General features: G+C 39.1%; 22 protein-coding genes and 1 tRNA gene. 8 read left to right on the forward strand and 15 right to left on the reverse strand.

Going from position 1 to position 26,584, the window contains the following annotated elements; all coding sequences use genetic code 11:
- Positions 1-96 precede the first annotated feature (96 nt).
- Both G322_RS0107290 and G322_RS0107295 read right to left on the reverse strand, forming a co-directional pair.
- Positions 97-1,731 carry a response regulator gene (locus tag G322_RS0107290; RefSeq protein ID WP_022941147.1) on the reverse strand — a complete coding sequence of 545 codons (1,635 nt, stop codon included), beginning with the start codon at positions 1,729-1,731 and terminating at the stop codon, positions 97-99.
- A 369-nt stretch (positions 1,732-2,100) separates the two neighbouring features.
- Positions 2,101-2,184: transfer RNA gene (locus tag G322_RS0107295), tRNA-Tyr, on the reverse strand.
- A 106-nt stretch (positions 2,185-2,290) separates the two neighbouring features.
- Between G322_RS0107295 and G322_RS20160 the strand changes: the two genes are divergently transcribed.
- Entirely contained in the window at positions 2,291-2,863 is a 573-nt protein-coding gene (locus G322_RS20160) for a VC2046/SO_2500 family protein (protein ID WP_156873930.1), read from the forward strand.
- 206 nt (positions 2,864-3,069) lie between these two features.
- Here the strand turns inward: G322_RS20160 and G322_RS0107305 are convergent, their stop codons facing one another.
- From G322_RS0107305 to nrdA, 10 genes are all read right to left on the reverse strand, one after another.
- Complete coding sequence (locus G322_RS0107305) at positions 3,070-3,630, reverse strand: VC2662 family protein (protein WP_022941149.1); 561 nt, start codon at positions 3,628-3,630, stop codon at positions 3,070-3,072.
- A gap of 13 nt (positions 3,631-3,643) precedes the next feature.
- The gene (gene purU / locus G322_RS0107310; RefSeq protein ID WP_028866487.1) at positions 3,644-4,480 is read right to left on the reverse strand and encodes a formyltetrahydrofolate deformylase; all 837 of its coding nucleotides are present in this window, start codon (positions 4,478-4,480) and stop codon (positions 3,644-3,646) included.
- A gap of 16 nt (positions 4,481-4,496) precedes the next feature.
- Complete coding sequence (locus tag G322_RS0107315) at positions 4,497-4,988, reverse strand: YchJ family protein (RefSeq protein WP_022941151.1); 492 nt, start codon at positions 4,986-4,988, stop codon at positions 4,497-4,499.
- A gap of 279 nt (positions 4,989-5,267) precedes the next feature.
- Positions 5,268-6,938 (reverse strand): asparagine synthase B, encoded by a 1,671-nt coding sequence (gene asnB, locus G322_RS0107320; RefSeq protein ID WP_022941152.1) that lies wholly within the window; start codon positions 6,936-6,938, stop codon positions 5,268-5,270.
- A 177-nt stretch (positions 6,939-7,115) separates the two neighbouring features.
- Positions 7,116-8,732, reverse strand: coding sequence for a cation:proton antiporter domain-containing protein (locus G322_RS0107325; RefSeq protein WP_022941153.1), 1,617 nt, complete (start codon positions 8,730-8,732; stop codon positions 7,116-7,118).
- Between the two features lie 69 nt (positions 8,733-8,801).
- Positions 8,802-10,577: an SEL1-like repeat protein gene (locus G322_RS0107330; RefSeq protein WP_245542288.1), complete on the reverse strand. Its 1,776-nt coding sequence runs from the start codon at positions 10,575-10,577 to the stop codon at positions 8,802-8,804.
- A gap of 252 nt (positions 10,578-10,829) precedes the next feature.
- A complete protein-coding gene (gene yfaE, locus G322_RS0107335; protein ID WP_022941155.1) occupies positions 10,830-11,093 on the reverse strand; it encodes a class I ribonucleotide reductase maintenance protein YfaE in 264 nt (87 codons plus the stop codon).
- Between the two features lie 2 nt (positions 11,094-11,095).
- Positions 11,096-12,241, reverse strand: a complete 1,146-nt coding sequence (gene nrdB / locus G322_RS0107340; protein WP_022941156.1) for a class Ia ribonucleoside-diphosphate reductase subunit beta — start codon at positions 12,239-12,241, stop codon at positions 11,096-11,098.
- A 234-nt stretch (positions 12,242-12,475) separates the two neighbouring features.
- On the reverse strand, positions 12,476-12,685 hold the full coding sequence (locus G322_RS0107345; protein WP_022941157.1) for a DUF6500 family protein: 210 nt from the start codon (positions 12,683-12,685) through the stop codon (positions 12,476-12,478).
- A 72-nt stretch (positions 12,686-12,757) separates the two neighbouring features.
- Positions 12,758-15,028 (reverse strand): class 1a ribonucleoside-diphosphate reductase subunit alpha, encoded by a 2,271-nt coding sequence (nrdA, locus tag G322_RS0107350; RefSeq protein ID WP_022941158.1) that lies wholly within the window; start codon positions 15,026-15,028, stop codon positions 12,758-12,760.
- Between the two features lie 723 nt (positions 15,029-15,751).
- Between nrdA and G322_RS0107355 the strand changes: the two genes are divergently transcribed.
- A complete protein-coding gene (locus tag G322_RS0107355; protein ID WP_425413889.1) occupies positions 15,752-15,949 on the forward strand; it encodes a hypothetical protein in 198 nt (65 codons plus the stop codon).
- A gap of 43 nt (positions 15,950-15,992) precedes the next feature.
- On the opposite strand, the gene G322_RS0107360 is transcribed toward G322_RS0107355, so the two are convergent.
- Positions 15,993-16,892: a LysR family transcriptional regulator ArgP gene (locus G322_RS0107360; RefSeq protein WP_022941160.1), complete on the reverse strand. Its 900-nt coding sequence runs from the start codon at positions 16,890-16,892 to the stop codon at positions 15,993-15,995.
- A 105-nt stretch (positions 16,893-16,997) separates the two neighbouring features.
- On the opposite strand from G322_RS0107360, the gene G322_RS0107365 reads away from it, so the two are divergent.
- The gene (locus G322_RS0107365) at positions 16,998-17,609 is read left to right on the forward strand and encodes a LysE/ArgO family amino acid transporter (protein WP_022941161.1); all 612 of its coding nucleotides are present in this window, start codon (positions 16,998-17,000) and stop codon (positions 17,607-17,609) included.
- Between the two features lie 24 nt (positions 17,610-17,633).
- On the opposite strand, the gene G322_RS0107370 is transcribed toward G322_RS0107365, so the two are convergent.
- Complete coding sequence (locus G322_RS0107370; RefSeq protein WP_022941162.1) at positions 17,634-19,088, reverse strand: aminoacyl-histidine dipeptidase; 1,455 nt, start codon at positions 19,086-19,088, stop codon at positions 17,634-17,636.
- A gap of 773 nt (positions 19,089-19,861) precedes the next feature.
- Positions 19,862-20,035, reverse strand: coding sequence for a hypothetical protein (locus tag G322_RS23290; protein WP_022941163.1), 174 nt, complete (start codon positions 20,033-20,035; stop codon positions 19,862-19,864).
- 287 nt (positions 20,036-20,322) lie between these two features.
- On the opposite strand from G322_RS23290, the gene carA reads away from it, so the two are divergent.
- The 5 genes from carA (at position 20,323) to G322_RS0107400 (ending at position 26,405) form a co-directional block, all read left to right on the forward strand.
- Complete coding sequence (gene carA, locus G322_RS0107380) at positions 20,323-21,471, forward strand: glutamine-hydrolyzing carbamoyl-phosphate synthase small subunit (protein WP_022941164.1); 1,149 nt, start codon at positions 20,323-20,325, stop codon at positions 21,469-21,471.
- 146 nt (positions 21,472-21,617) lie between these two features.
- A complete protein-coding gene (gene carB / locus G322_RS0107385; RefSeq protein WP_022941165.1) occupies positions 21,618-24,848 on the forward strand; it encodes a carbamoyl-phosphate synthase large subunit in 3,231 nt (1,076 codons plus the stop codon).
- Positions 24,849-25,060: 212 nt separating this feature from the next.
- Positions 25,061-25,567: a DUF3087 domain-containing protein gene (locus tag G322_RS0107390; protein ID WP_022941166.1), complete on the forward strand. Its 507-nt coding sequence runs from the start codon at positions 25,061-25,063 to the stop codon at positions 25,565-25,567.
- A gap of 42 nt (positions 25,568-25,609) precedes the next feature.
- On the forward strand, positions 25,610-25,906 hold the full coding sequence (locus tag G322_RS0107395; RefSeq protein ID WP_022941167.1) for a hypothetical protein: 297 nt from the start codon (positions 25,610-25,612) through the stop codon (positions 25,904-25,906).
- Positions 25,907-25,967: 61 nt separating this feature from the next.
- Positions 25,968-26,405, forward strand: a complete 438-nt coding sequence (locus G322_RS0107400) for a DUF411 domain-containing protein (RefSeq protein WP_022941168.1) — start codon at positions 25,968-25,970, stop codon at positions 26,403-26,405.
- Positions 26,406-26,584: the final 179 nt, after the last annotated feature.

The raw sequence follows: 26,584 nt of genomic DNA on the forward strand, positions 1-26,584 counted from the left end.
GGTTATTTTGAAAACAAAAGAGCAATTAATTTTAAAGCCGATTCTAAATGACTGGTTATTTTGAAAACAAAAGCGCAAGTAATTTTGAAGCCGATCCTAACTCCTTTTAAGATCAATAAACTCAGCATGCAACTCTTTGTAACGTTTTGCATGCTCGTCGGGGAGTTGGGTATTACTCAGTAAATTAAAGCTACTTTGGCAGTTGCTAATTTGTGTCTTACGATCATCTCTACGACTTTGTTTGAGTAATTGAATAAAAACTTGTATACGGTTGAGTAGCGCGCCTGAATTAAGCGGTTCAAGGTGTAATGCTTTATTAAAATGTGTCAATGCACTATTAAACGATTTCGCTGCAAAAGCTTGAATACCCAATTTATTGTGGATTTTGAAATTATTAACACGCTTTTCAAGTGCGTCACCAGTTTGCAAAGATATCTCTGCGCGTGTGGTTGGGTCAATAATGTCACGTTGTTCTAGTTCCTCTAAGTAGGGAGCTGCATAATCAAACTCACCAATCTCAATCAGAGAAAAGAGGCTTTCACACAAAATAGTGTTATCAATCTCTTCAAGTTCATTATCATTTTTTTCAAGTGTATTTAAGATGCGTCGTTTCGCTTTTAATGGCTCGCCAAGTGAAAAAAACACTTTTGCTTGGCAAATGTCATCAAAGGTATTGAAATCAAACTTTTTGTTTCTACCCTCTTCAAAACGGCTTTGATACAGCGTAGAGCTGACCTGTTTTAATATCACTTTTCGTTCATCCATCTCTTGCGTTGCATTCGCGTAGGTGAGAATACTACGAATATAGTTAGCAAGGTGACAGGGATCGGGGTAAAAAGAATGACGACTGAGTTGCAAAATGGAGTGATAACTACTGAGCATGATTTTATGTTCATTCATCTCCTTAGCAAGTTGTGCAACTTCTTGATGGCGAACGATGCTGTGATGGGTCATATTAGCCGCGTGTGTCAATATATTAAGTGCCTTAGTTAATTCACCACTACCTTGATAAGCGCGGGCGAGCCATTGATATGCTTCCATCTGTAGTGGAGTATTAAAAATCACTTCTTTTAATATTTTAATCGCTTCTGGGTATTTTTTTTGCAAACAATAAACCTTCCCTAAGGTGATACTTGCACGTACTAGCGGGCGGTTGTCAACCATCGCTTTTAAGATTTTCTCGGCTGCATTAAAATCGCGAGTAGTGACAAATATATCGGCGAGTAGATTTTTATATATCCCGAGAAATTTACTTTCTGTTTTTATTTTTTCTTTACATAGGTTAATTGCTTGATCGTATTTTTCATCTGCTAAGGCATCAAAAATTTCAGATAATACCGATTTTTTTTGTGCTGCTTTACTTAAACGATTGAATAATTGGGTTTGTGAAAAAGGTTTCATTAAGTAATCATCGGGCGCTTTCTCAATGGCCGTGAGTACCATGCCTTTGTTATTATCACCCGTGATGATAAAACAGAGTGCACTGCTGGGGATAAGTTGATTGTGACGAAGGTAATCAAGTAGTTGAGATCCGTTTTTTCCAGACCCAAGATTATAATCAATCAGGTAGATATCAAACTCTTTGCGATGTGCAAGTTTGGCTGCACTTTCAGCACTGTCTGCAAAACGGATATTTTTTGCGCCTTGATTAGTGAGCATCGTTTTTAGCATGACATGAAAGGGTTTTTGATCATCAACAATGAGGATACGTTTATTTTTGTAGCTGAACATTAGCGTCCTTCAAATAATATCAATGTATATACCCATGTTACTTCAAGATGCTTTGTCAGGCACAAGCTCGGTAACCAGAACAAGACGCAACATGAGCGAATGGTTATTCTCTTTATGATTGTTGCAACGCAGGGTTGGTTTTCGAGCTTGCGCCCCGTAGGGCAAGGCAACTCGCACCAATCTGCGTTGTTATAAAATCTCTATGTAGAATAACTATACTTCAATTTTATGCCTAACATCTTGGCACAATTTGCCTTGCTGACTTTGCATATTGAAGTGTCATGGGTATAAAGTGTAGATTAAATTGAAACTTAAAGGATTAACAGTGAAAATTATAATTTTTGTGGGGAGAGATAACAGAGACTGAAATGGTGGAGGGGGGTGGATTCGAACCACCGAAGCTTACGCGGCAGATTTACAATCTGCTCCCTTTGGCCACTCGGGAACCCCTCCTTCATTTCGTGGTGAATAATATCAGATTAAGGTGTGTTGTGAAGAGAAAAAAGGGGGAAAAGCAAAAAAACAGTAAATAAAATCAGTTTGTTGCCGATAACTCTTATTGTCTAAAGCAAATGATGAATATCGCATGAATAATGAGCAGATAGAAAATAGGTTATTAATTAACGAGTGGCAATTGGGTTCGCAATTAAATGTTGCGGTTACTAATGGCACGCGTAATAAATTTAATCTACTACTGAGCTTGTTATCGGATGATGCGCGTGATTTTTCACAATTTGACCTACCTAAAGCAACACAAGCCTCACTCTCTGAAGTGGAGCTACGAGAATCTCTTTCTCTTGCTGAGCCTCAGCCTTTAGTGAATAAAGGGTTTTCACTACAGCAAGCCGCCACGTTAAGTATCGCTGTACATAAAAAAGATCTTTCTGATCTTCGCTTACAATCACTTTTAAATAATGAAGCTATTTTGTCGCGTGCGACTAAATCTGATTTTGACGCTGAAGTGGTTGATAATTTATCATTTTTAGCGCAAAAACGTTTAAAACAGGCAACTAAAGCCAATGAGAAGCAACAAGGTAAGGAATTTCTGGTTAAAGGTATTGATCATGCGTTAATGGAAAAGTATCAAGATTTAAACCGTGCTGATAAGCCCATTCAACTGAATTATATGTAATACCAATTACAATAAATAGCTGATCTATTTTACTGGTTAAAACAACTCACTTCTACGTTGTAAGTTTCGCAAAGGGAACAACCATTTACGCCTTGAATTAAGCTGTTTTCCCTGCGTAAAATTTAGATCACATACTTAATGATAAGGTGTTATTGAAAAGAGAGTGATGAATCGTTTCAACCACTCTCTTTAAAATTACATTTTAGCTATTTAGGAATGTTAAATAGTGGGAAACATTTAAAAAAACCATTATCTGCACAGTTCCAAATACCTACTTGTACTGCCGTTATCTTCTCTGTTTTATTAAAAATACCGACTTGTACCAGTGATTCTTTTGAAAAACTAACAATACCCACATCAACCATTGTATTGCCTTTAGAGTAGTTAACGACACTGATATTTGCGCCTTCTACGTTATTGGTCAGATTGACAATACCGAAATTAGCGCCAAGCACTTCTCCTTGCATGATATTAACCAGCCCAAAAGAAGCGCCTGTCATCTGCTCTGTGACTTTTGCTGCGCCAAAAAAGTTTAAATTTGCACCCATTGTTGTTTTGGTTTCAGACAAACCAAACAGTGCAAAATCAACGCCAACCAGGTTATCTACTTTTCCGTGCAACATGGCAAGGCGAAACCCTTTTACTGTTGTGGTGTTAGCGGGTGCGTTAAAACCGGTTGACGAAAACATAACAGGCGCATTTTCTGCAATGGCATGGGGGACCGTGAATGCACTTAGTAGTGCCAGTGTTGTGACTGTTTTTTTCATTTTTTTCTCCAAACTATTTAAAAACAACGGTGCGGTTAGCATAAACAAATACTTTATCATCAAGTACCTGTTGCAGTGCACGACTTAATACAGATCTTTCCACATCTCGTCCTACTTTTGCCAAGTCGGTCGCGTTATAAGCGTGGTCAATATGTGCGACATCTTGAGTGATAATAGGCCCTTCATCGAGGTCATTATTAACAAAATGTGCCGTTGCACCGATTATTTTCACACCACGATCAAATGCTTGCTGGTAAGGCTTCGCCCCGATAAACGCGGGTAAAAAAGAGTGATGAATATTGATTATTTTATTTGCATAAGTTTCAACAAATTTTGGTGTCAAAATACGCATGTATTTTGCAAGAATAACGTAATCTGGTGTGTAAGGTGAAACCGTTTCTAATACCTTCTGTGAATGCTCTTCACGCGATAAGCCCTCATGACTTACTGTGTGGTAAGGAATATCGAATTTACTCACTAAATCTTCAAGTGTATCGTAATTGCCAATAACGGCTGCAATTTCAACATCAATGCCACCATAAGTGCTTTTCATTAAGATGTCACCTAAGCAGTGTGCTTCTTTGGTCACAAGAATAACAATGCGTTTTTTTTGTGCTGACACCAGTGAACGTTTTGAACCTTTAGGCAAGCTGTAATCAAGATCTGCGAGCAGTGTTTGATCATTAAAATAACCTTCAATCTCAGTGCGCATAAAAAAACGACCATGTTGATGATCAACAAACTCACTGTTTTTGATAATATTTAGTTGGTGCTTTTGGCAGATGTTAGTAATTTGTGCAATGAGACCTTTGCTGTCTGGGCAATCGGTCAGTAATACTTTCTTTTCCATTTTCTTCTCAATTCTTTTAATTTTTAGCGCAACATTTTTTAAATTTTTTACCACTTTCACAGGGGCAAGGGTCATTACGTCCTAGTTTTGAAACCATAGTACCTGATTTTTCACTGGGATAAAAAATCCCGTCACAATAAAGCCATTGATCATGATCTTTTACAAAGTTTGAACGCTCATGGTGAACCTCAAGTTGGCCATCACACATAAACCATGCTTTAAACTCTACAAACCCCGTTTTATCTAAGCTCTCACTGTCTATTATTTGTAAATTTTTCCAATCTAAGCTTTTTTCAGAGAGCTGTTTGATGGTTAAATCACCACGAAAATCGGGATGATAACTGTTTAAAAGGTATTCGCCACGCTGTAAAATAAAGGCGCTATAACGGGAACGCATCAACTGTTCACAGGTTGCAGGTTTTTGCTGTGATTGATGAAAAACAGCACAACAACTTTGATAGCTTTTGCCACTTTTACAGGGGCAGGGGTTCTCATCGGAATAATTCATTCTATTGACTCATAAAAAAAGCGCTCATTGAGCGCTTTATCAAACAATGTGTAAGTGCACAGGGCTAAGTGATTTATGCTTGATTCAAGGCGAAAAAGCGCAGTTTAAAAATTCTAAGGAATCGTTACACAATAACTTGCGCTAAATTTTTTTCAAAAAGCCTGAAATGACGGGTTATTTTGAAAATAAAAGCGCAAGTAATTTTGAAGCCGATCCTAAATGAGCATTTTACAACGCAGAAGTAAGCTTTAAATCACGACGACCTGGGCAATTACTTTTCTACTTTTGTGTGTACGCATCATTATGTATGCCCGCTGCACGGCCCGATGGATCTGCATTATTTTGGAAGCTTTCATCCCACGCCAATGCTTCAACTGTTGAACATGCCACTGATTTACCGTGTGGAACACATTGTGCAGCACTGTCTAATGGGAAATGACCTGCAAAGATACTGCGGTAGTAGTAAGCTTCTTTGGTATCTGGGGTATTAATTGGGAATTTAAACGCAGCACTGGCAAGTTGCTGATCCGTTACTTGGGTATCAATGTACTCTTTTAAGGTATCAATCCAGCTGTAGCCTACCCCGTCTGAGAACTGCTCTTTTTGACGCCATAATACTTCTGGTAACAGTTGACCATCAAAGGCTTCGCGTAAGATGTTTTTCTCAATACGGCCATCTTTGATCATTTTAAGCTCTGGGTTAGTACGCATTGCCACATCTAAGAACTCTTTGTCTAAGAAAGGCACGCGTGCTTCAACGCCCCAAGCAGACATTGATTTATTGGCACGTAAACAGTCAAACATATGTAGTTTGTTTAATTTACGGTTTAACTCTTCATGTAATTCTTGTGGATTGGGTGCTTTGTGGAAGTAGAGGTAACCTGCAAATATCTCATCTGCACCTTCACCCGAAAGTACCATTTTAATGCCCATTGCTTTAATTTTACGTGCCATTAGGTACATCGGAGTAGACGCGCGGATGGTGGTTACATCGTACGTTTCTAAGTGATAGATAACCTCTTTCAGTGCATCAATGCCGTTTTGTTCGGTAAAGATAATCGGATGATGCACTGTGCCTAACTCTTCAGCTACTTTTTTGGCCGCCGCTAAATCAGGAGAACCCTCAAGGCCGACAGAGAATGAATGCAGTTGTGGCCACCAAGCGCCAGTTTCATCATTATCTTCAACACGCTGTTTTGCAAATTTTTGTGTGATAGCAGAGATAACCGATGAATCAAGACCACCAGAAAGTAATACACCATAAGGCACGTCACACATTAGTTGGCGTTTAACCGATTCTTCTAATGCTTTTCCAATTTCAGCCGCACTGCCGCCATTGTCTTTAACCGCATCAAACTCCATCCAATCACGCACGTAGTATTTAGTTAGTTCACCCACTTCACTGTCAAGATAGTGACCCGGTGGAAACTCTTCTATTTTCACACAAATAGGGGTCAGTGCTTTCATCTCTGAAGCCACGTAGAAGTTACCAAATTCATCCCAACCCATATACAGTGGAATGATACCCATGTGGTCGCGACCAATTAAGTATTTATCTTTTTTCTCGTCGTATAAACAAAATGCAAACATACCGTTCAGATCATCTAAAAATTGATTGCCTTTCTCTTCATACAGAGCAAGAATTATTTCACAATCAGATTTTGTTTTGAATTGGTAACCACAGGTTAATGTTTTTTCTAAGTCTTTATGGTTATAAATTTCACCATTGACCGCAAGTATATGGCTATTATCTTGGTTATACAGAGGTTGCGCACCGGTATTGATATCAACAATAGAGAGACGTTCATGCACTAGAATTGCTTTGTCACTTGCGTATACACCTGACCAATCTGGGCCACGATGACGTAATAATTTTGACATCTCAATAGCTTGCTGACGCAGAGCCGTGGGATCGCTTTTAATGTCGAATACACCAAAAATAGAACACATAATGTTACCTTTATATTTCCATTGTTATAAATACTAAAAACAATGGTGTTGTTTATAATAAGAAAAATCAATTTTTGCAGAATAATGTTAAAAAGTCACACTAAATAGAGGCCATGAAGTCACAATTTCTCTGTTATAGAGGAATATAAGCTATTTAGGTTGGTTTTTTGTTAACTGTCATAACTCTTGATTGGTTTTTTCTTTCATCAATTGAGGTTGTAACTCCGCCCAAACATGACGAGCAAAACCAGAACCTGCTTCTTCATACATATTATAAACAGGACTGACCCCCAGTGCATTAAGCTCTATTTCATCACTTTTATAGTGCGCTAATGCCGCTACTTTAAAGTTACAACAATCTATTTTTTTTAGTTGCTCTGCCGCGTAACGGTTACCATTATGGTCGGGCATGGCTAATAAAATAAGTTTAATATTATCGGTGAGTTGCAGTTTATTCCAAAAATCAGAATCGAGTGCATCACCGGTGATAACACGGCGACCTTGTTCACGATGTCGGAGTGTTGTTTGGTGGTTATAATCAATGCCCATGACTTTTTCACCGTAACTGACTTTTAAGGCATCATAAGCGCCAGCGCCAATACGTCCCATGCCCATCACTAATATTTGTGCATCTCCCACGCGCACAGGTCTATCATCTTTGTGCAAACGGGTAGATTGAAAACGTTTTAATGCGGGGCTGAAATGGGTGTAGATAGCATCAGCATATTTATTAAACAGTGACGCGATAATAAAACTGATTGATACCGAAAGTGCAATAATAATTAACCAATCTTGAGATAACCAACCTTTATAGGTGGCCAGTGAAGCAACAATTAATCCAAACTCACTGTAATTTGCCAATGAGAAAGCGGCAAATAGCGCGGTACGAGAGCGTAGCTGAAACTTGGTTAAGGTTAAGAAGTACAGTGCAATTTTACCGAGGAGTAATAGCGAAAGTATCAGCGCTATAATAAGATGATCAAATTCTGGTAAACCGCCCAAGCCAATGCTTAAAAAGAAGCAGATTAAAAATAGCTCCTTCATATTAAACAGTGATTTGGCCATATCTTTGGCACTCGGATGTCCTGCTAATAACATTCCCACAATTAACGCGCCTAAATCTGCTTTCATACCAACTGACTCAAACAGCCCTGCGCCAATCACTAAGGCTAAGAAGAAACCATACAAAACTAATAACTCACCATGACCTGCTCTGTCTAGTAGTTTAAACAGAAGAGGGCGGATCAGGGGAAGAGCAAATAGGCCGAGTGCCCAAATGGAGGGGACTTCCCCCACAGAAATGGTTAAAAAAAGCACTGCAAAGATATCTTGCATAATCAAGATACCAATAGCAATTCGGCCATAAAGAGAATTTGTTTCACTTTTCTCTTCCAATATTTTCACCGCAAAAACAGTACTGGAAAAACTTAATGCAAAGGCAATAAGCACCAGTGAACTGATATTAAGATCCAGGAAAAAATGTAAACCAAGTTGCTTTAACAGAAACAGCAGACCAGTGTAAAAGATAATACTGGCAAAAATATGAATGGAAGCTCCTGCCCATACTTCTGCTTTAAAAAGGGTGCGAATGTCGAGTTTTAAACCGATGGAAAACAGTAGGATGGTTACCCCTAAATTGGCGAGGATGTTTAACCCCTCTGAAGCTTCAAAACCAAGGTAATTAAGCGCAAACCCCGCCAGTAAAAAACCAACCATTGGGGGTAAGCCAGTAAAGTTAATGACCATACCAAAGGTAAATGCGGTGCCGATAAAAAAGAGTAACGTAGTGTCCATTATTTCAACTTTTATAAATGTCTATCTGACTGATTTTATGGGAATGAGGAGGTTATTCCAACTGCTTTATTAAAAAAGATCGGATTCAACTTTACGATCACTCTCTTCGTTGGGTGGAATAAATGTTTTATCACTAGATTGTGCTTGTTGTACTTCTAGCTGTAACTGTTTTTCTGGAGAGAAGTATAAAACATAGGTGGTGGTATCTGGCCATCCACGGCTTACTCTTAAATGGATACCATCAGGCATGATCCACTCAAAGCTCGCTGCTCCTTGTTGCTCATCTCCTTGTTGTTTATTTGGCTGACCATATTTTTCAATGAGTTTATTTTTGACTCTGCTAATAAGCTTAGGTTTATTACGCCCAACAAAGGTATATTTTGCACTGACAAAAAAATCTTCGCGTGTATAGGTCACTTTTAGCTCACTGCTTCCACGGATCACTGCCCCTGTAAAATAGTTATCTGACCAATGGTGACTGTTTTCATCGATGGCCATAATTTTTTGTGCCTTAATTTTTTCGCGTAACACCTCACGTGTTGTACAGGCGATATTAACAGAAAACAGTTTAGTGGTTGCCGTTTGGTAACAGGTGAGCTGTTTACTTAATGATTGATAACGATCAATTGCCCAAGGTTGCACCGCTTGTTGATACAGAATGGTCGCTTTGCCAAGGTCTACCTCAGTACCTAAACCATTTTCATAAAGATAAGCGAGTCGCGCATGTGCGTAAGGGTAACCTAACTCTGAAGCGTGTTGGAAGTTTTTAAAGGCTTTACTGTAATTTACTTTGACAGATTGTGCTCTCTTTTTATTAATGACTCCCTCTTCATGAATGATACCTAGCTGGTAAAAGGCTTGTGCGTGATTTTGTTGTGCAGCTTGGGTATACCAGTCAATGGCTATGCGCAGATTTTTTGTTACCCCTTTACCCTCTTTATAGAGGTTGCCCAGTTTAAATTGGGCACTATTATTGCCTTTATTGGCTGATTTTTTATACCATTTTACCGCACGTTTAAAATCGATATCACTGCCTTTTCCTAGCTCATAAAATTCAGCTACCTTGTAAGCGCTTGGTGCATATTGATGTTTAGCAGATTGCAGGTACAGCGATTTTGCTTTTTTAAAGCTTTGTGGGGCACCACGTCCATATTCATACATAAAACCAAGGTGATATTGCCCAAGCGCATTGCCTTGTGTGGCTGCTTTCTCATACCAAATTATCGCTTTTTTATAATCCTTTTTAATTCCTTTTCCTGATTGGTATATTTTTCCAAGGTTAATCTGCGAAGTGAGGTGTCCTTGTTCTGCTGCTTTTTTAAACCACAACAAGCTTTGTTTATAATTTTGTTTTACACCGAGTCCTTTTTGAAAATGCACGCCTAATTTAAATTGTGCAATCGCATCTCCTTGATTGGCCGCTTTAGTAAACCAAATAACGGCTTTTTGCCTATCAAGTGCGATACCGGTGCCTTTATTGTACATAGTCGCTAATACATATTGGGCTGCAACATCGCCCTGTTTGGCCGCTTTTGTGTACCAAAATGCGGCTTGTTGATAATTTTGCGGGACACCTTGGCCACTTTCAAACATCCATCCCAGTGTATATTGAGCTGCTGCATCGCCTTTTTGAGCAAGTGGCGTCCACAATGCAATGGCGTGTTTATAATTTCCTGCTTGTGCTGCTTCATAACCTTCAGTGAATTCTGTGCGTGAAAAAGCCTCAGCGCTATAAAATGCTGTTAAAAAAATGACGATGGGTGTAAATCGATAAAGCGCTAACATGCAGTTAAACTGTTTCCATTCATAAACGAATTTTAAGTATGAGATTAAAGTATAAGGCATTTTGTTTTGAATGGGGAAATGCATTGAAATGTTGATGAAAAGGGCGTTTTTTTGTGAGTGGACTCACGCGAATAGATTATTTTAGGATGTTATACCAATTACAGTAAGTATGTGATCTAAATTTTACGCAGGGAAAACAGCTTAATTCAAGGCGTAAGTTGACGTAAATGGTTGTTCCCTTTACGAAACTTACAACGCAGAAGTGAGTTGTTTTAACCAGTAAAATAGATTAGCTATTTACTGTCATTGGTATTAATAGGTGGCAATTTTTATATCACTGCTTGCTTGACTGCAACAGGTTAAAATGTCATTTTTACGCACATAAGCCAGTGGATAACTGCGATAGTTAACATCGCCACTTAGCAGGGCACAGCGACATGCACCACAATGACCATCGCGGCAATGAAACTCCACCTTAATTGCTTGAGACTCTAAATTCTCAAGCACCGTTTTTTGTGTATCAAGTGGGTATTCTATGCCATCTACGGTCAATGTTTTTGAGGTGTTTTTTGACAATGTTACAACTCAAATGAGCTGAGTTCATCACTATCAACTTTACTGTTGATTTGCCCTACAAGGTAAGAACTAATCTCCGCTTCTTGTGGTGCAACTTGTACGTTATCACTCACTAACCAATGGTTTATCCACGGGATTGGGTTGGTTTTAATGTCAAAGGGCGCTTCGTAACCAATTGCTTGCATACGTTGATTGGTAATGTATTCAACATATTGACAAAGAATCGCTTCATTGAGTCCAATCATTGAACCATCTTTAAACAGGTATTGTGCCCACTCTTTCTCTTGCTCAGCGGCTTTTAAGAAGATATCACGACCCTCGGAAAAACACTCTAGTGCAATCTCAGCCATTTCGGGATCATCTCTGCCATCGGCCCAAAGGTTGAGAATTTGTTGGGTAGAGGTAAGATGCAATGCTTCATCACGGGCAATTAATTTAATAATTTTGGCATTACCCTCTAGTAGATCACGCTCAGCAAAGGCAAATGAACAAGCAAAAGAAACATAAAAACGAATCGCTTCCAGTGCATTAACTGAGCAGATACACAGATAGAGTTTCTTTTTAATACTACGCAGTGATAACGTCTCTTTTTGTCCTTCAAGGTTAATATAATCAACCGCTTGCTGGTCGAGGCCATGCAGTTGCATAAATTGCACCGCGTGGATCAACGTATCATAATAACCTGCAATATCAGAGGCACGTTTTTGTATCTCTTCATTGGTGACAATATCTTCAAACACTTCACTGGGGTCGGTAAACAGATTACGCAAAATATGGGTATAACTACGGCTATGAATGGTTTCTGAGAATGACCATGTTTCTATCCACGTTTCTAATTCTGGTAGTGAAACAATCGGTAAGAATGCAACATTCGGGCTACGGCCTTGAATGGAATCAAGTAACGTTTGGTATTTTAGATTCGAGATAAAAATATGCTGTTCATGATCCGGCAGGTTCATAAAATCGATGCGATCACGACTGACATCAATCTCTTCCGGGCGCCAGAAAAAGCTAAGCTGTTTCTCGATGAGTTTTTCAAACACTTCAAATTTTTGTTGATCGTAACGTGCCACATTGACTGGGTTACCAAAAAACATTGGCTCTTTCATTGCATCATTGGCAATTTTAGAAAAAGTTGTATAAGCCATTGAGTGCTCCATTTAAGTTGTTAATTATGATTCCATACCAATAAAACTAAAAAGGTTAACAGTCTTGCTGGTTAAAATTATCCCTACCTGCGTTGTGAGTTTTGAAGTGAGAATAACTATCTCCTACAACTCACGCCTTGTTAGTGCTAATTTTTCCTGTGCAATACTTGTTCACTTTGTTAATTCCATTGGTATAAGTTCTATGTTGTGAATTCTACACCATCTCTGCAACGGTTAAGTAAGCATTTTTTTTATTTTCAGTGCTTTTTCAAAGTGGTCTAATTTGTGTGTCATGATCCACCACTGCGCCACTTCCATCAGTAACTCAGGATCATCATTTTTATTGGCAAAAAAGGCGTAGAAAGAGAGCCCTACGTTGTCACCTTTTTTGGCTATTTTGTTATCACAGACGCTGATTATTTTTTGTTTTAATTTATCTTGCATACACTTTTAATTTGGCCGTCTATTAAAAAAAAAACCCTCTTTTAAGGAGGGATTGAAAAATTGAAGTCGCTACTAAATTTTACAAGCACCGCCTGCACAGCCATCATCTTCGATCACTTTTTCATCGTCTGCGCCATCGCGGGTATTATGATAATAAAGCGTTTTAACACCCATTTTGTAAGCAACTAACAGATCTTTGAGTAGATTGGTCATTGGTACTTTGCCATCGTCAAAACGTTTTGGATCGTAGTTGGTATTCGCTGAGATAGCTTGGTCAACAAACTTTTGCATAATACCCACAAGCTCTAAATAACCTTGGTTATTTGGGATAGTCCATAATAGTTCGTAGTTATCTTTGTATTTTTCATATTCAGGAACAACCTGTTTTAAAATACCATCTTTACTTGCTTTTATACTGACAAAACCACGTGGTGGTTCGATGCCATTAGTTGCATTGGAAATTTGGCTTGATGTTTCTGATGGCATCAAAGCAGACAGTGTTGAATTACGCAGGCCATGTTTGACGATATCAGTGCGCAGCGTTTCCCAATCAAGATGTAAAGGTTCATCATGAATATCATCTATTGATTTTTTGTAGGTATCAAGGGGTAAAATACCCTGAGAGTAACGTGTCTCATTAAATTTAGGACAAGCACCACGCTCTTTTGCGAGTTTGTTTGAAGCTTTTAATAGATAGAACTGAATCGCTTCAAAAGTACGATGGGTTAAGTTGTTAGCACTGCCATCGGAGTATTTAACCCCATTTTTAGCCAAGTAATAGGCGTAGTTAATTACACCTATACCCAATGTGCGGCGTGCCATTGAGCTGTTTTCAGCTGCTTTAATGGGATAATCTTGGTAATCTAATAGATTATCAAGTGCGCGCACCGCGAGTTCAGAAAGTTCTTCTAAATCATCTAATGAGTCAATCGCGCCTAAGTTTAAAGCGGAAAGGGTACATAATGCAATTTCCCCCTCTTCATCCATAATATGTTTAAGTGGTTTGGTGGGCAGAGCAATCTCAAGGCATAAGTTACTTTGGCGAATCGGCGCCACTTTACTATCAAACGGACTGTGGGTATTACAATGATCGACATTTTGAATGTAGATACGGCCCGTACTGGCACGCTCTTGCATCAGTAGCGAGAAAAGTTCAACCGCTTGGATGCTATCTTGACGAATCGACTCGTCACCTTCATAAAGGTGGTAAAGACGGTCAAATTCATCTTGATCTTCAAAAAAGGCATCGTATAACCCTGGTACATCTGATGGACTAAACAGAGTGATTGATTTTTTGTCAATTAAACGTTGGTAGAATAAACGGCTGAGTTGCACGCCATAATCTAAGTGGCGTACACGATTTGAATCAATACCACGGTTATTTTTCAGCACTAACAGCGACTCAACTTCGAGATGCCAAATCGGATAGAACACCGTGGCTGCACCACCACGAACGCCACCTTGAGAACATGATTTAACGGCGGTTTGGAAATATTTATAAAATGGAATACAACCCGTATGGAACGCTTCACCTCCTCGAATAGCGCTACCTAATGCGCGAATACGTCCTGCATTGATGCCAATACCCGCACGTTGGGAAACATATTTAACAATTGCACTGGCCGTTGCATTGATAGAATCGAGGTTATCACCCGTTTCAATTAATACACAGGAGCTAAATTGACGTGTTGGGGTGCGCACTCCCGCCATAATTGGGGTGGGCAGTGAAATTTTGAATTGTGATGTTGCATCATAAAAACGTTTTACAAAATCAAGACGTATTGACTTGTCATAACCTGAAAACAGACATGCAGAAACCATTAGGTATAAAAATTGTGCACTTTCGTAGATTTCACCCGTGACACGGTTTTGAATCAGGTACTTACCTTCAAGCTGTTTCACTGCGCCATAAGAGAAAGTCAGATCACGATCATGATCGATGAACTTCTCCATCGCTTCAAACTCTTGTTTTGTATAATCTTCCAAAAGGTGCGCATCATATTTTCCTTTTGAAACCATTTTACTGACATGCTCAAAAACGCTCGGTGGTGTGAAACGTTGGTACGCTTTTTTACGCAAGTGGAAAACCGCCAAATGGGCTGCTAAATACTGGTAATCAGGTGACTCTTCAGAGATAAGGTCGGCTGCTGCTTTAATAATTGTTTCATGGATATCATCGGTGCGGATGCCATCATAAAACTGAATGTGAGAGTTTAACTCTACCTGTGAAACTGAAACGTTGTTTAACCCTTCTGCCGCCCATGTGATGACGCGGTGAATTTTTTCAAGATCGATACTTTCTCTCTTGCCATTACGTTTAGTAACAAACAGGTTTTTATTCATTCTGACTACCTTCCGATGACGTTACAAAGTTAAATTGTAACTGTGTAACAAAATATTTTGTTATTTGTAAATTATGTGGTTTGTTCATTTTAAACACAACATGTAGTGTTATTAGAACTGAGGAGGCACAAGATAACGTTTTTTAACTTTTTATCAAGTGAATATTTTCATTGTTGAAGTGGATAAAATGGTGGATAAATTCAGTATAAAAATTTAAGTTGGTAGTCACTCACATTTACCCTTAGGTGAGTGCTGTTTGTGATGAAATGCAAACACTATTTACAAAAAAAATGGCTTAAATAAGGAAAAATAAAATAGAAAAATTAAAGTTCATAAATTGAATTGGCTTCATATTTTAATGATTAATTGTGCTTTTTCTTTTTATATTAGGTCGTTTTGGCATCAATTATGCCCACAGTAGGCAGATAGCAAGGCAGGTCGATTAATTGTGTTAAGACTCACATAAATTGCAACAAGTTGGTTACAACTCATTTACGAAACCGTCTGCTTGATCTGCATCAATACATTGCCTTAAAGAATCGGGTTTTATGGTTATATGGAAACGTTAATGAATTGTTAATAAAAAATATTAACGACCATTAACGTAAATACTAAGGATCGGCTTCAAAATTACTTGCGCTTTTGTTTTTAAAATAACCCGTCATTCAGGCTTTTTGAAAACAATTTAGCGCAAGTTATTATGTAACGATTCCTAAGGAAAAGATGATGAAACTACTTATGCAACCAAAATGTTATACCGATATCTGCCTACATGGGAAATGGTTTCATCATGATCACGGTGAAACCAATGCTTACATGTTAGGCTCGCGTTTAACTTTTGAGCTGGGCATGATGCCAACGACAGATGAAGAGTTAGAAGCATGTTTGGAGCCGATTGCCAAAAGTCAGATGTTTGCTTAAATTGATAAACTTGTTCATTTTACGAAAAAATCAGAATAGTTATCTATTCTGATTTTTTTGTTTGTAACAATACATTGTGGCAGTGATTAATTATACTTGCTGTTAATTCACTCATTAATTCCCCTGATAGTTGCCAGCAATGCCAGTACAGTGGCACATAAACAACTTTTTCTGGCAATATGTTAATCAACTCACCGCGTTGTAAATAGCACTCAATATGTAATCGAGAGTTTAGGCTGTAAGCACCATGTGCAAGTGTCAGATCGATAAATGCTTGTGATGAACGTACGGTATGGCAAGGGTATTGTCCCTGTTGCAGTGAAAAATATTTTTCTAGAAATTGCAAGTGCATATCATCATGTTGATCAAACGCCATTGCAGGGGCAAACTGTAAACTGTGTTGATTAATGCCTTGTTTGAAATGCCGTTTTATAAATTCTGGTGTCGCGACACACAAGTACTCCATATAACCTAAAAAATGACTTTCTCCACCACTCATTGCTCTCTTCTTACTGGTGATACAACCAAGTACTTCGCCACTAGAGAGTCGCTCCCAGGTGCGTGATTCATCTTCAACATAGAGGTTTAGCTCAATTTGTTGCTGTTGTAATAGCGGTGCTAATGCATCCACAAACCATGTTGCGAGACTATCTGCATTCACTGCGATAGGCAGGGGTTGTAGTTTTTTTTCTGTGGTTAACTGTTTATTAAATTCTGATTCTAGTTGTAAAACACGTTGGTAATGACCGAGTAGTTTTTGTCCTAGTGCTGTGGCTTTAATCGGTTGGCTACGAATTAATAACGGCTGACCATAGGTTGTTTCTAGTTGTTTGATACGTTGTGATATCGCTGATTGCGTGATGTGCAGGCGCTTCGCGGCTTTATCAAAATTTTGCTCACGTAATACAGCGTCTAATGCGCTTAATAGTTTGTAATCTTGCATAATCACCTGAACTTATCATTAGTAAAACTAATCAATCATTAATATTATTAGTTATATTTAATGTCATTTGGCAGATATAGTCCAGTTTCATTAACAGGAATAATAATGGTTACTACTTATTTTACGGGATTAATACTAATGGCAACGCTGATCATGCCTATCGGTTTACAAAATGCGTTTGTATTAAATCAAGGAATACGTAAACAGCATCATCTGTTTGTCGCGACGTTTTGTGCTTTTTCTGATGTGCTATTTATGTGTGTTGGTGTTTGGGGTGGGGCAAGGGTGTTTACTGCTTACCCTTGGTTATTAGTGAGTATCACCCTGCTGGGTGCTTTGTTTATGATGGTATATGGCTGGCAGTGCCTACAACGTGCAATGCGAGGTGGTGGTGTCATAGAAACAGATAAAAAACAGCGCAGTTTTAAAATGATTGTCTTAGCGTGTTGTGCTTTTACCTTTTTAAACCCACATGTTTATATCGATACCATTGTTATCTTAGGGGGCTTTGCTGCTAACTTAGTGGCAGAGCAACGCCCCTTTTTTGTGTTAGGTGGTATTAGTGCCTCGTTTATCTGGTTTTATAGTTTGGCGTTATTAGGGGCAAAATTTGCACCACTATTAAGCCGTGCCAAAGTACAACGTATCATTGATAGTGTGATTGGAGTGATGATGTGGGGTTTAGCACTCACTCTACTGTTTAACCTTAAGGGGTAGGGCGAATGCTATTTTTAACAAATATTAATCGATCGCTTTTAAGGTGGCGACCAATAACTGCCAATATTTATCTACACTGGCGATATGCACTTTTTCGTCTGGGCTGTGTGGAAAATTAATGGTGGGCCCAAAGGAGATCATATCCCACTCTGGGTACTGCTCGCTAAATAGACCGCATTCCAGTCCTGCATGAATCACCATGGTTTTTGGTTTTTCTGAAAAAAGTTGCTGATAAGTATTTTCCATTACCTGATAAATAGGTGAATGTTGGTTCGGTGTCCAGCCTGGGTAGTTACCATCGGTGCGTACATGTGCGCCAAATTTTTCAAAATGGTGAGTAATTTTAGTGGCGATATTTTGTTTTTCATCTTCACGTTGTGAACGCACTAATACTTGAATATCAAAACGATTATTCTCTCTGTTTTGGGTGATCACACCTAAATTACAGGACGTTTGTACCACATCTGAAAATTGCTCATCCATCGCAAAAATACCGTTTTCACATTCATGCAAACTATTGAGTAGGGCATCTTGGCTCTTTTTTGTTAAAATTGAAGTAGGTAGATGGCAAGATTTCACCTCAAGTTGTAACTTATTTTCACTGTTTTTAAATTTTTCAGTGAGGCTCATTTGCAGGTTATTGATTAAAATCTCCAAGCTATTTTGGTATTGCTTATTACACACAATAACAGCGTGTGCTTCACGCGGAATGGCATTGCGTAAGCTGCCTCCTTCAAACAGTGAAAGATGGAAAGGGATAGCGTCTAAATTATTCAATACAGCCGCAAGTACCTTAATAGCATTGCCTCGATGTAAATTAATATCACACCCTGAGTGACCGCCTTTTAAACCTGTTAATGTGATCTCAAACCCAGCTTCTGCCGGCTCTGTTTCCATCTTTTCATAGTGATGTTGGATATTAACATTGACGCCACCTGCACAACCAACATAGAGCTCTCCCTCTTGTTCTGAGTCGGTGTTAATTAATATTTTTCCTTTGAGTGTGCCTGCTTTAAGACCAAACGCACCGGTCATGCCTGTCTCTTCATCGGTGGTTAATAGCACCTCTAATGGGCCATGTTGTAGGCTGTTGTCTGCGAGTACGGCTAAACAGCTTGCCATGCCGATACCGTTATCTGCACCTAAGGTCGTGTTATCGGCATGTAGCCACTCGCCTTTAATCACTGTTCTGATAGGATCTCTGACAAAGTCATGGGCGCTGTCACTGTTTTTTTGAGGCACCATATCAAGGTGGGCTTGTAAAATAACAGGGGTCTTATTTTCAAAACCGATGGAAGCTGGTTTGCTTAAAATAAGATTACCGATGTCATCTTGACTGCATTGAATGTTTTTTTCATTCGCCCAATTTTTGATCCACTCAACGAGTTGCAACTCATGTTTTGAGGGATGTGGAATAGAGCAAATCGTTGAAAAATAGGACCAAACTGAGTGTGCTGCTGTTGATTGTAAAGATTGCATTGAAACGCCTCATTGGGAAAATAACTAAAATCACAGTTTTTATCTGTGTTTAGCTCGGTTAACTTACTGCATGGTTCTTGAAAATTTATTTAGATATGCAAAGAATTTATTTATTTCGTTAAGGAATTTACCGTGTCAGAAGAAAATTTTAAAGGCCCATATTCAATTCGTCATTTTTTAGGTTTGTTGGTTGTGATGTTCATCCCAACTTTGCCTGCAACACGGACACTTTTGAAGGTATTCTCTGGATCAAATAAATCCTAAGTACTTGGTTGATACTGTATCATACTGGTCGTAAATTGACTTTAGCGTCAAGGTTATTAAAATGACAAAAAAAACCGAGTATTAATACCGACATTATTTTAGACAGTATCTCTGATGGTGTTTTCACTGTTGATAAAGAGTGGGACATTAGTTCATTTAGATCAGAATACTTGTCCTTGTCGTAAACATTGACCTTGTGGATTTGTTTCTCGACTTTCAACATGGGCCATCATATTTTGTAAAAAATTTTGCTTCTTTCTATTTTGGAAGCATCTTATTTTTTATGTTGAGAATGTTCTGTTGATTAATCATGGTTATTTCCTTAATGAATTGTGTTTTCGTTTTTTACATCGGGCATTTTAAAAATAGCGCGCTTAAATTGCCTTGATAATAGGCGCTGATCACCTCTTCTATTTCTCCTGCAATAAAAAAAACATGACCGCCCTGTGTGATTAAATATTTTTCTAAGTAATAGGGGATAGCCCCACAAATAACCAGTTCAGCGTGCGTTAACAGTTCATTGCCATGTCAAATTCATCTCTGGTGATAAATTGATATTGTTTAAAAGTGGTTGTTTCAACCCTTTTATCTTTAATAAACAAATAGGTGGTCGCGTTGGAAAAAACAGGGGCTATTCTTGTCTCTGCAATTAATAGTGCTATTTTCATTTTTCTTCTCATCATGACTTTTCTTTTTGTGTGGGTTGCATTGTCATATTAGAATGTGGTTACGCTTTTGCTTCGCTAGTCGCGTTATCATTCTTTTGTGTTTGTAGGGCTATCTCTATAGTTAATTTATTTTATCAAAAATATAAATTTGATTGGTTAATTGTGCGGAAGATCTATAAACTAGCGCGAATTTGCCAAAATTTATAATTTTTTGGCGGGAAAATAACAGCTTATTCCGCCCTCAGATTGTAAAATTGCATCATAAAAATTTGTTTTTTATTGTTTTTTTCATGGAGGTTATCTTGAGTTATTCGGCCATACTGGTATTGGAAGATGGTACTATTTTTAAAGGCGTTTCAATCGGCGCCGCAGGAAATTCTGTTGGTGAAGTTGTATTTAACACGTCAATGACGGGTTACCAAGAAATTCTTACCGATCCTTCTTACGCACGCCAAATTATTACACTAACTTACCCTCACATCGGCAACACAGGCACCAATGATGAAGATGAAGAATCACCTTCAATTCATGCTTGTGGTTTAGTTATCCGAGATTTACCCATTCTAGCAAGTAACTTCCGCAGCCAAGCGTCGTTAAGTGATTACTTAACTGCACGTAACGTGGTGGGTATTGCTGAAATTGATACCCGTAAATTAACACGTATTTTACGTGAGAAGGGCGCACAATCGGGCTGTATTATCGCAGTAAAAGATGCGAGCGAAAATATCGATGCAGCAATTGCACTTGCACAAGCGAACGCATTTCCGGGTCTGAAAGGTATGGATTTAGCCAAAAAAGTCACCACGAAAGAGAGCTTTGAGTGGTCCCAAGGTAGTTGGACACTCACAGGTGGTTTACCTGAGCCGAAAACTGATTGTAAATATCATATTGTTGCTTACGATTACGGTGTTAAACGTAACATCTTACGTATGTTGGTTGATAGAGACTGCAAAATCACCGTTGTGCCAGCACAAACGCCTGCAAGTGAAGTGCTTGCAATGAACCCAGATGGTATTTTCCTTTCAAATGGCCCGGGCGATCCTGAGCCATGTACTTATGCCATTGATGCTATCCAAGAGATTCTAAAAACAGAGATTCCAGTCTTTGGTATCTGTTTAGGGCATCAGTTACTTGCTCTCGCAAGTGGCGCAAAAACAGTGAAAATGAAATTTGGTCATCACGGTGCTAACCATCCAGTTAAAGATTTAGACAAAGATATTGTGATGATCACTGCGCAGAATCATGGTTTTTCGGTAGATGGAACGTCACTGCCTGATAACCTACGTGCAACGCATGTTTCACTGTTTGATGGTTCGCTACAAGGTATTCATCGTACTGATAAACCTGCATTTAGTTTCCAAGGTCACCCAGAAGCAAGTCCGGGTCCACATGATGCGGCGCCATTATTTGATCACTTTATTGAGTTGATCGAACAGTACAAAAACGCTTAGGAATCGTTACACAATAACTTGCGCTAAATTGTTTTCAAAAAACCTGAAATGACTGGTTTTTTTGAAAACAAAGCGCAAGTAATTTTGAAGCCGATCCTTAGTTAATAGACTTAAATAGATTACATTGATAGAAAGGTAAATTTCAGATGCCAAAACGTACCGACATAAAGACCATATTAATTATCGGCGCTGGTCCGATTGTGATTGGCCAAGCCTGTGAGTTTGATTACTCCGGCGCACAAGCTTGTAAAGCACTTCGTGAAGAAGGCTACCGCGTTGTATTAGTTAACTCTAACCCCGCAACGATTATGACTGATCCTGATATGGCGGATGCCACTTATATCGAGCCAATTCATTGGAAAGTAGTTGAAAAAATAATTGCTAAAGAACGTCCGTGTGCCGTATTGCCAACCATGGGTGGCCAAACCGCGCTTAACTGTGCATTAGAGCTTGAATCAAAAGGTATTTTAGCGAAATACAATGTTGAGATGATTGGCGCAACTGCTGATGCCATCGACAAAGCAGAAGATCGTAGCCGTTTTGATGCTGCCATGAAAAATATTGGACTTGAATGTCCACGTGCGGGTTTTGCACATAACATGGATGAAGCTTACACCGTTTTAGACATGGTTGGTTTCCCTTGTATCATTCGCCCATCGTTTACCATGGGTGGAACGGGCGGTGGTATCGCCTACAACAAAGAAGAGTTTGAGGATATCTGTTCAAACGGTATCGATCTTTCTCCCACTAGCGAAATCTTAATCGATGAATCGTTAATTGGTTGGAAAGAGTACGAGATGGAAGTGGTTCGTGACAAAAACGACAACTGTATCATCGTTTGTACTATTGAAAATATTGACCCAATGGGCATTCACACGGGTGATTCAATCACCGTTGCACCTGCACAAACATTAACTGATAAAGAATACCAGTTAATGCGTAATGCATCGATTGCAGTATTACGTGAAATCGGCGTTGAAACGGGTGGTTCTAACGTACAGTTTGGTATTAATCCTGCTGACGGCCGTATGGTGCTCATTGAAATGAACCCACGTGTATCACGTTCATCTGCATTAGCATCAAAAGCCACTGGTTTCCCAATTGCCAGAATTGCTGCAAAACTAGCCATCGGTTACACACTTGATGAGTTACAAAACGATATTACAGGCGGTAAAACACCGGCATCGTTTGAACCTACTATCGATTACGTAGTCACTAAGATTCCTCGTTTTAACTTCGAGAAATTTGCAAACTCTAACTCTCGTTTAACCACACAGATGAAATCTGTGGGTGAAGTGATGGCAATCGGCCGTAACCAGCAAGAGTCTTTACAAAAAGCACTGCGTGGTTTAGAAGTTGGCGCCGATGGTTTCAGCCCAATGGTTGATCTCAACGATGAAGGCGCAAAAGACAAAGTATTATACGAACTACGTGAAGCCGGTGCTGAACGTATTTGGTATATCGGTGATGCATTCCGTCTCGGTATGACCATTGATGAAATCAATGAAATCACTATGATTGATAAGTGGTTCTTAGCACAAATTGAAGACTTAATTCTTGAAGAAGCTAAAATCGCAGAAGGCGGTTTACGTGCGCTTGATGAAACAAGATTAAAAGCACTTAAACGTAAAGGTTTTGCGGACAGCCGTATTGCAACTGTGCTTGGTGTGACTGAAGCTGAAATTCGTAAACTGCGTGAAAAATTTAAATTGTTCCCAGTCTACAAACGAGTTGATACCTGTGCTGCTGAGTTCTCATCTGATACCGCTTACATGTATTCTACCTACGATGAAGAGTGTGAAGCAAACCCAACGGATAACGAAAAAATCATGATTATCGGGGGTGGTCCAAATCGTATCGGTCAAGGTATTGAGTTTGATTACTGTTGTGTTCATGCGGCACAAGCACTGCGTGAAGACGGCTATGAAACCATCATGGTTAACTGTAACCCTGAAACGGTCTCTACGGATTACGATACATCGGATCGTTTATACTTCGAGTCAATTACATTAGAAGATGTACTTGAAGTGGTGCGTATTGAAAAACCCAAAGGTGTTATCGTACAATATGGTGGTCAAACGCCACTTAAACTAGCACGTGCGTTAGAAGCTGCGGGCGTACCTATTATTGGTACTTCACCAGAAGCGATTGACAGAGCAGAAGACAGAGAGCGTTTCCAACAAGTGGTTAAACGTTTAGGTCTTAAGCAACCTGAAAATGACACCGTAACAACGACTGAGCAAGCGGTTGAGTCAGCAAAACGTATCGGTTATCCGTTAGTGGTTCGTCCATCTTATGTACTGGGTGGTCGTGCGATGGAAATCGTCTATGACGAACATGACTTGCGTCGTTACTTTAAAGAAGCGGTGAGTGTTTCTAATGAATCACCTGTTTTACTGGATCGCTTCTTAGATGATGCCATCGAAGTTGATATTGATTGTATCTGTGACGGTACGGATGTGGTTATCGGTGGCATCATGGAGCATATCGAGCAAGCGGGTGTTCACTCGGGTGACTCTGCATGCTCTCTACCCGCTTATACATTAAGTGCTGAAATTCAAGATGAGATGCGCGGTTACATCAAAGCATTAGCATTAGAGCTAGGTGTTGTTGGTTTAATGAATACGCAACTTGCGGTTAAAGATAACGAAATTTACATGATTGAAGTAAATCCTCGTGCTGCACGTACCGTGCCGTTTGTATCGAAAGCGACCAGTGTGCCAATTGCTAAAATAGGCGCAAGTGTCATGGCAGGTAAAACGCTGAAAGAGCTCGGTATTACCAAAGAGATCATCCCACCATATTACTCTGTGAAAGAGGTGGTATTACCGTTTAACAAGTTCCCAGGCTCTGATCCGATTTTAGGCCCTGAGATGCGTTCAACGGGTGAAGTGATGGGCGCGGGTGATACCTTTGCAGAAGCATTTGCAAAAGCTGAATTAGGCTCTACCAAAGAAGTACCTGCTATTGGTCGTGCGTTAATCTCGGTGCGTAATAGTGATAAGAAAAAAGTGGCTAAGCTGGCTAAAAACTTAATTGAGATAGGTTATACACTTGATGCAACCAGTGGCACACTTGCGGTATTAGAAGAAGCGGGCATTGAAGCGCGTCTGGTTAATAAAGTGGCTGCTGGTCGTCCACATACATTAGATCGCATTAAAAATGGTGAATATACTTACATTGTAAACACCACTGAAGGTCGCGTTGCGATTGAAGATTCACGTCAACTACGCCGCGCTGCATTGCGTTACAAAGTAAACTACACCACCACGTTAAACGGTGCATTAGCGACGTGTCAGGCACATCATGCTGATCCAACCGCTCCTGAAGCAACGGTAACGTCGCTACAAGAGTTGCATAAACGTATCGTGTTTTAATTTATAAATATTAGTGAAGCGAAAGCTTATCTTGGACGTAGGACTTTAGTCCTGCCTTGTTAACTAAAGCGCGCTAAAGCAGCACGTCCTATTTGTTTTTTAGACTTGTATACAATCAGAGATGAAGTAGCGCGTCCTATTTGTTTTTTTAATTAGCGTTAAAAAGGTCAGCTGAGTTATTAGCTGACCTTTTGTTTTTCTAGGAGAAAATAGTGTTATTGATTGAAGTTGATAAAAAACGTTATCGTCGCCACCTTAATATTGTGATTGGGGCATGTATTGCTTTTCTAGTGGTGGGAAGTTTGTCTATTTCACAGCTACTGATCGCTTTTATCCCTTCCGATACAGGCTCTCATTTTCATTGGAATTTATTGGGGGTTATTGTTAGTGCAATTGTTGTGCTGAGTACTTTACTTTCTTATAAAAACCATGATTTTTTAAAAGAGGTTTTTTATGTTTGGCAGCTCAAGCAGGCGTTAAATTTAATCACCCGTAAAATGAGAAAGTTACAAACTGCAGCTAAAATGGGCGATGTTCATGCCATGCTTGCGCTACAGTTTAGCTATGCAGGATCACGAAAATTATGGATATTAGATGATAATATCATCACCTTAGATGAGTTAGATAAGAGTCAAAGTGAGTTAGATGTGTTGTTAGTCAAATATAATGTACAGCTTGATATTAACCAATATCAACGTGAGCTCTTAAAAGCGTTTTAGTGTATTGACCTTAACCTAGGGGGATGGTTTAACGTTGTTTACATGAAAAGAATACTCACACTTTTATCTCTTTTGCTATTTTTATTAGCACCTACTCTCTCGTTCGCTGATCGTGCAACGGAGAGTTCATCGTACTCTGTAGAACGTTGTATCGGTGAGATGAGTTGTGCAAGCAGTGCGCAAAAATGCTGTTCGAGTGCTTTTGTTTCCTCTTTTTTAGTACAAGAAAATCAGCCATTGTCTGCCTTTCTCTCTTTTCAAAAAATTGATTATTTTCAATATGACCAGCAACCTTTGCTTGGTGAACACGCAGCACTTTATCGGCCTCCCATTGTTTAATCTTTTTTTTAAAACACAATTAAAAAAATCAAGATAAAAACTAAAACTATTGGAGTCTCTTATGAGCAAATTAAAAACACTATTTATCGCCCTCTCTTTTTTTACTACAGCCGCCATTGCTACCGACCTGACTATTTATAAATCACCTTACTGTGGTTGTTGTACTGCATGGGCTGAGCAGATAGAAGAAGCGGGATTTAATGTTACTGTAGTCGAACAGGAAAATAACAATGCGTTGCGTAAAGAGTATGGAATAACCCCTGAATTAACCTCTTGTCATACGGCCATTGTTGAAGGGTATGCGATTGAAGGGCATGTACCTGTTAACGATATTAAACGTTTATTACGTGAAAAACCTGCTATTTTAGGCATTGCAGTACCGGGCATGCCTGCTTCATCACCGGGCATGGATGTGCCAGGAAATACCGACCCTTATCAAGTGATTGCATTTCGTAAAGACGGTAAAAAACACGTTTATAACCAATATAATATGGACTAATTAAAGCAGTGGAAAAGTGGTTACTTTGAACTTTTAAGCCGTTGTAGCAATATATTCATTGCCATTTATTTCACACAATGGCAATACGATGCTCAAAAATAAAAACCTTCAGCAAATTAAAGCATAAAACCTTGTCAGTTAATTACACGGATTACTCGCATTTTAAATCAAAAGTTTAA

The organism is Psychromonas hadalis ATCC BAA-638 (assembly GCF_000420245.1).
Taxonomy (GTDB): domain Bacteria; phylum Pseudomonadota; class Gammaproteobacteria; order Enterobacterales; family Psychromonadaceae; genus Psychromonas; species Psychromonas hadalis.

Bases quoted from the DNA above. Each gene is read 5' to 3' on its own strand.
- G322_RS0107305 (WP_022941149.1), bottom strand. From the start codon at position 3,630: ATGAAAAAAACAGTCACAACACTGGCACTACTAAGTGCATTCACGGTC.
- G322_RS23290 (WP_022941163.1), bottom strand. From the start codon at position 20,035: ATGATGAGAAGAAAAATGAAAATAGCACTATTAATTGCAGAGACAAGA.
- G322_RS0107325 (WP_022941153.1), bottom strand. From the start codon at position 8,732: ATGGACACTACGTTACTCTTTTTTATCGGCACCGCATTTACCTTTGGT.
- G322_RS0107370 (WP_022941162.1), bottom strand. From the start codon at position 19,088: ATGCAATCTTTACAATCAACAGCAGCACACTCAGTTTGGTCCTATTTT.
- carB (WP_022941165.1), top strand. From the start codon at position 21,618: ATGCCAAAACGTACCGACATAAAGACCATATTAATTATCGGCGCTGGT.
- G322_RS0107345 (WP_022941157.1), bottom strand. From the start codon at position 12,685: ATGCAAGATAAATTAAAACAAAAAATAATCAGCGTCTGTGATAACAAA.
- G322_RS0107400 (WP_022941168.1), top strand. From the start codon at position 25,968: ATGAGCAAATTAAAAACACTATTTATCGCCCTCTCTTTTTTTACTACA.
- G322_RS0107395 (WP_022941167.1), top strand. From the start codon at position 25,610: ATGAAAAGAATACTCACACTTTTATCTCTTTTGCTATTTTTATTAGCA.
- G322_RS0107315 (WP_022941151.1), bottom strand. From the start codon at position 4,988: ATGAATTATTCCGATGAGAACCCCTGCCCCTGTAAAAGTGGCAAAAGC.
- nrdB (WP_022941156.1), bottom strand. From the start codon at position 12,241: ATGGCTTATACAACTTTTTCTAAAATTGCCAATGATGCAATGAAAGAG.
- purU (WP_028866487.1), bottom strand. From the start codon at position 4,480: ATGGAAAAGAAAGTATTACTGACCGATTGCCCAGACAGCAAAGGTCTC.
- G322_RS0107365 (WP_022941161.1), top strand. From the start codon at position 16,998: ATGGTTACTACTTATTTTACGGGATTAATACTAATGGCAACGCTGATC.
- G322_RS0107355 (WP_425413889.1), top strand. From the start codon at position 15,752: ATGATGAAACTACTTATGCAACCAAAATGTTATACCGATATCTGCCTA.
- nrdA (WP_022941158.1), bottom strand. From the start codon at position 15,028: ATGAATAAAAACCTGTTTGTTACTAAACGTAATGGCAAGAGAGAAAGT.
- asnB (WP_022941152.1), bottom strand. From the start codon at position 6,938: ATGTGTTCTATTTTTGGTGTATTCGACATTAAAAGCGATCCCACGGCT.
- G322_RS0107290 (WP_022941147.1), bottom strand. From the start codon at position 1,731: ATGTTCAGCTACAAAAATAAACGTATCCTCATTGTTGATGATCAAAAA.
- G322_RS0107330 (WP_245542288.1), bottom strand. From the start codon at position 10,577: ATGCCTTATACTTTAATCTCATACTTAAAATTCGTTTATGAATGGAAA.
- G322_RS0107360 (WP_022941160.1), bottom strand. From the start codon at position 16,892: ATGCAAGATTACAAACTATTAAGCGCATTAGACGCTGTATTACGTGAG.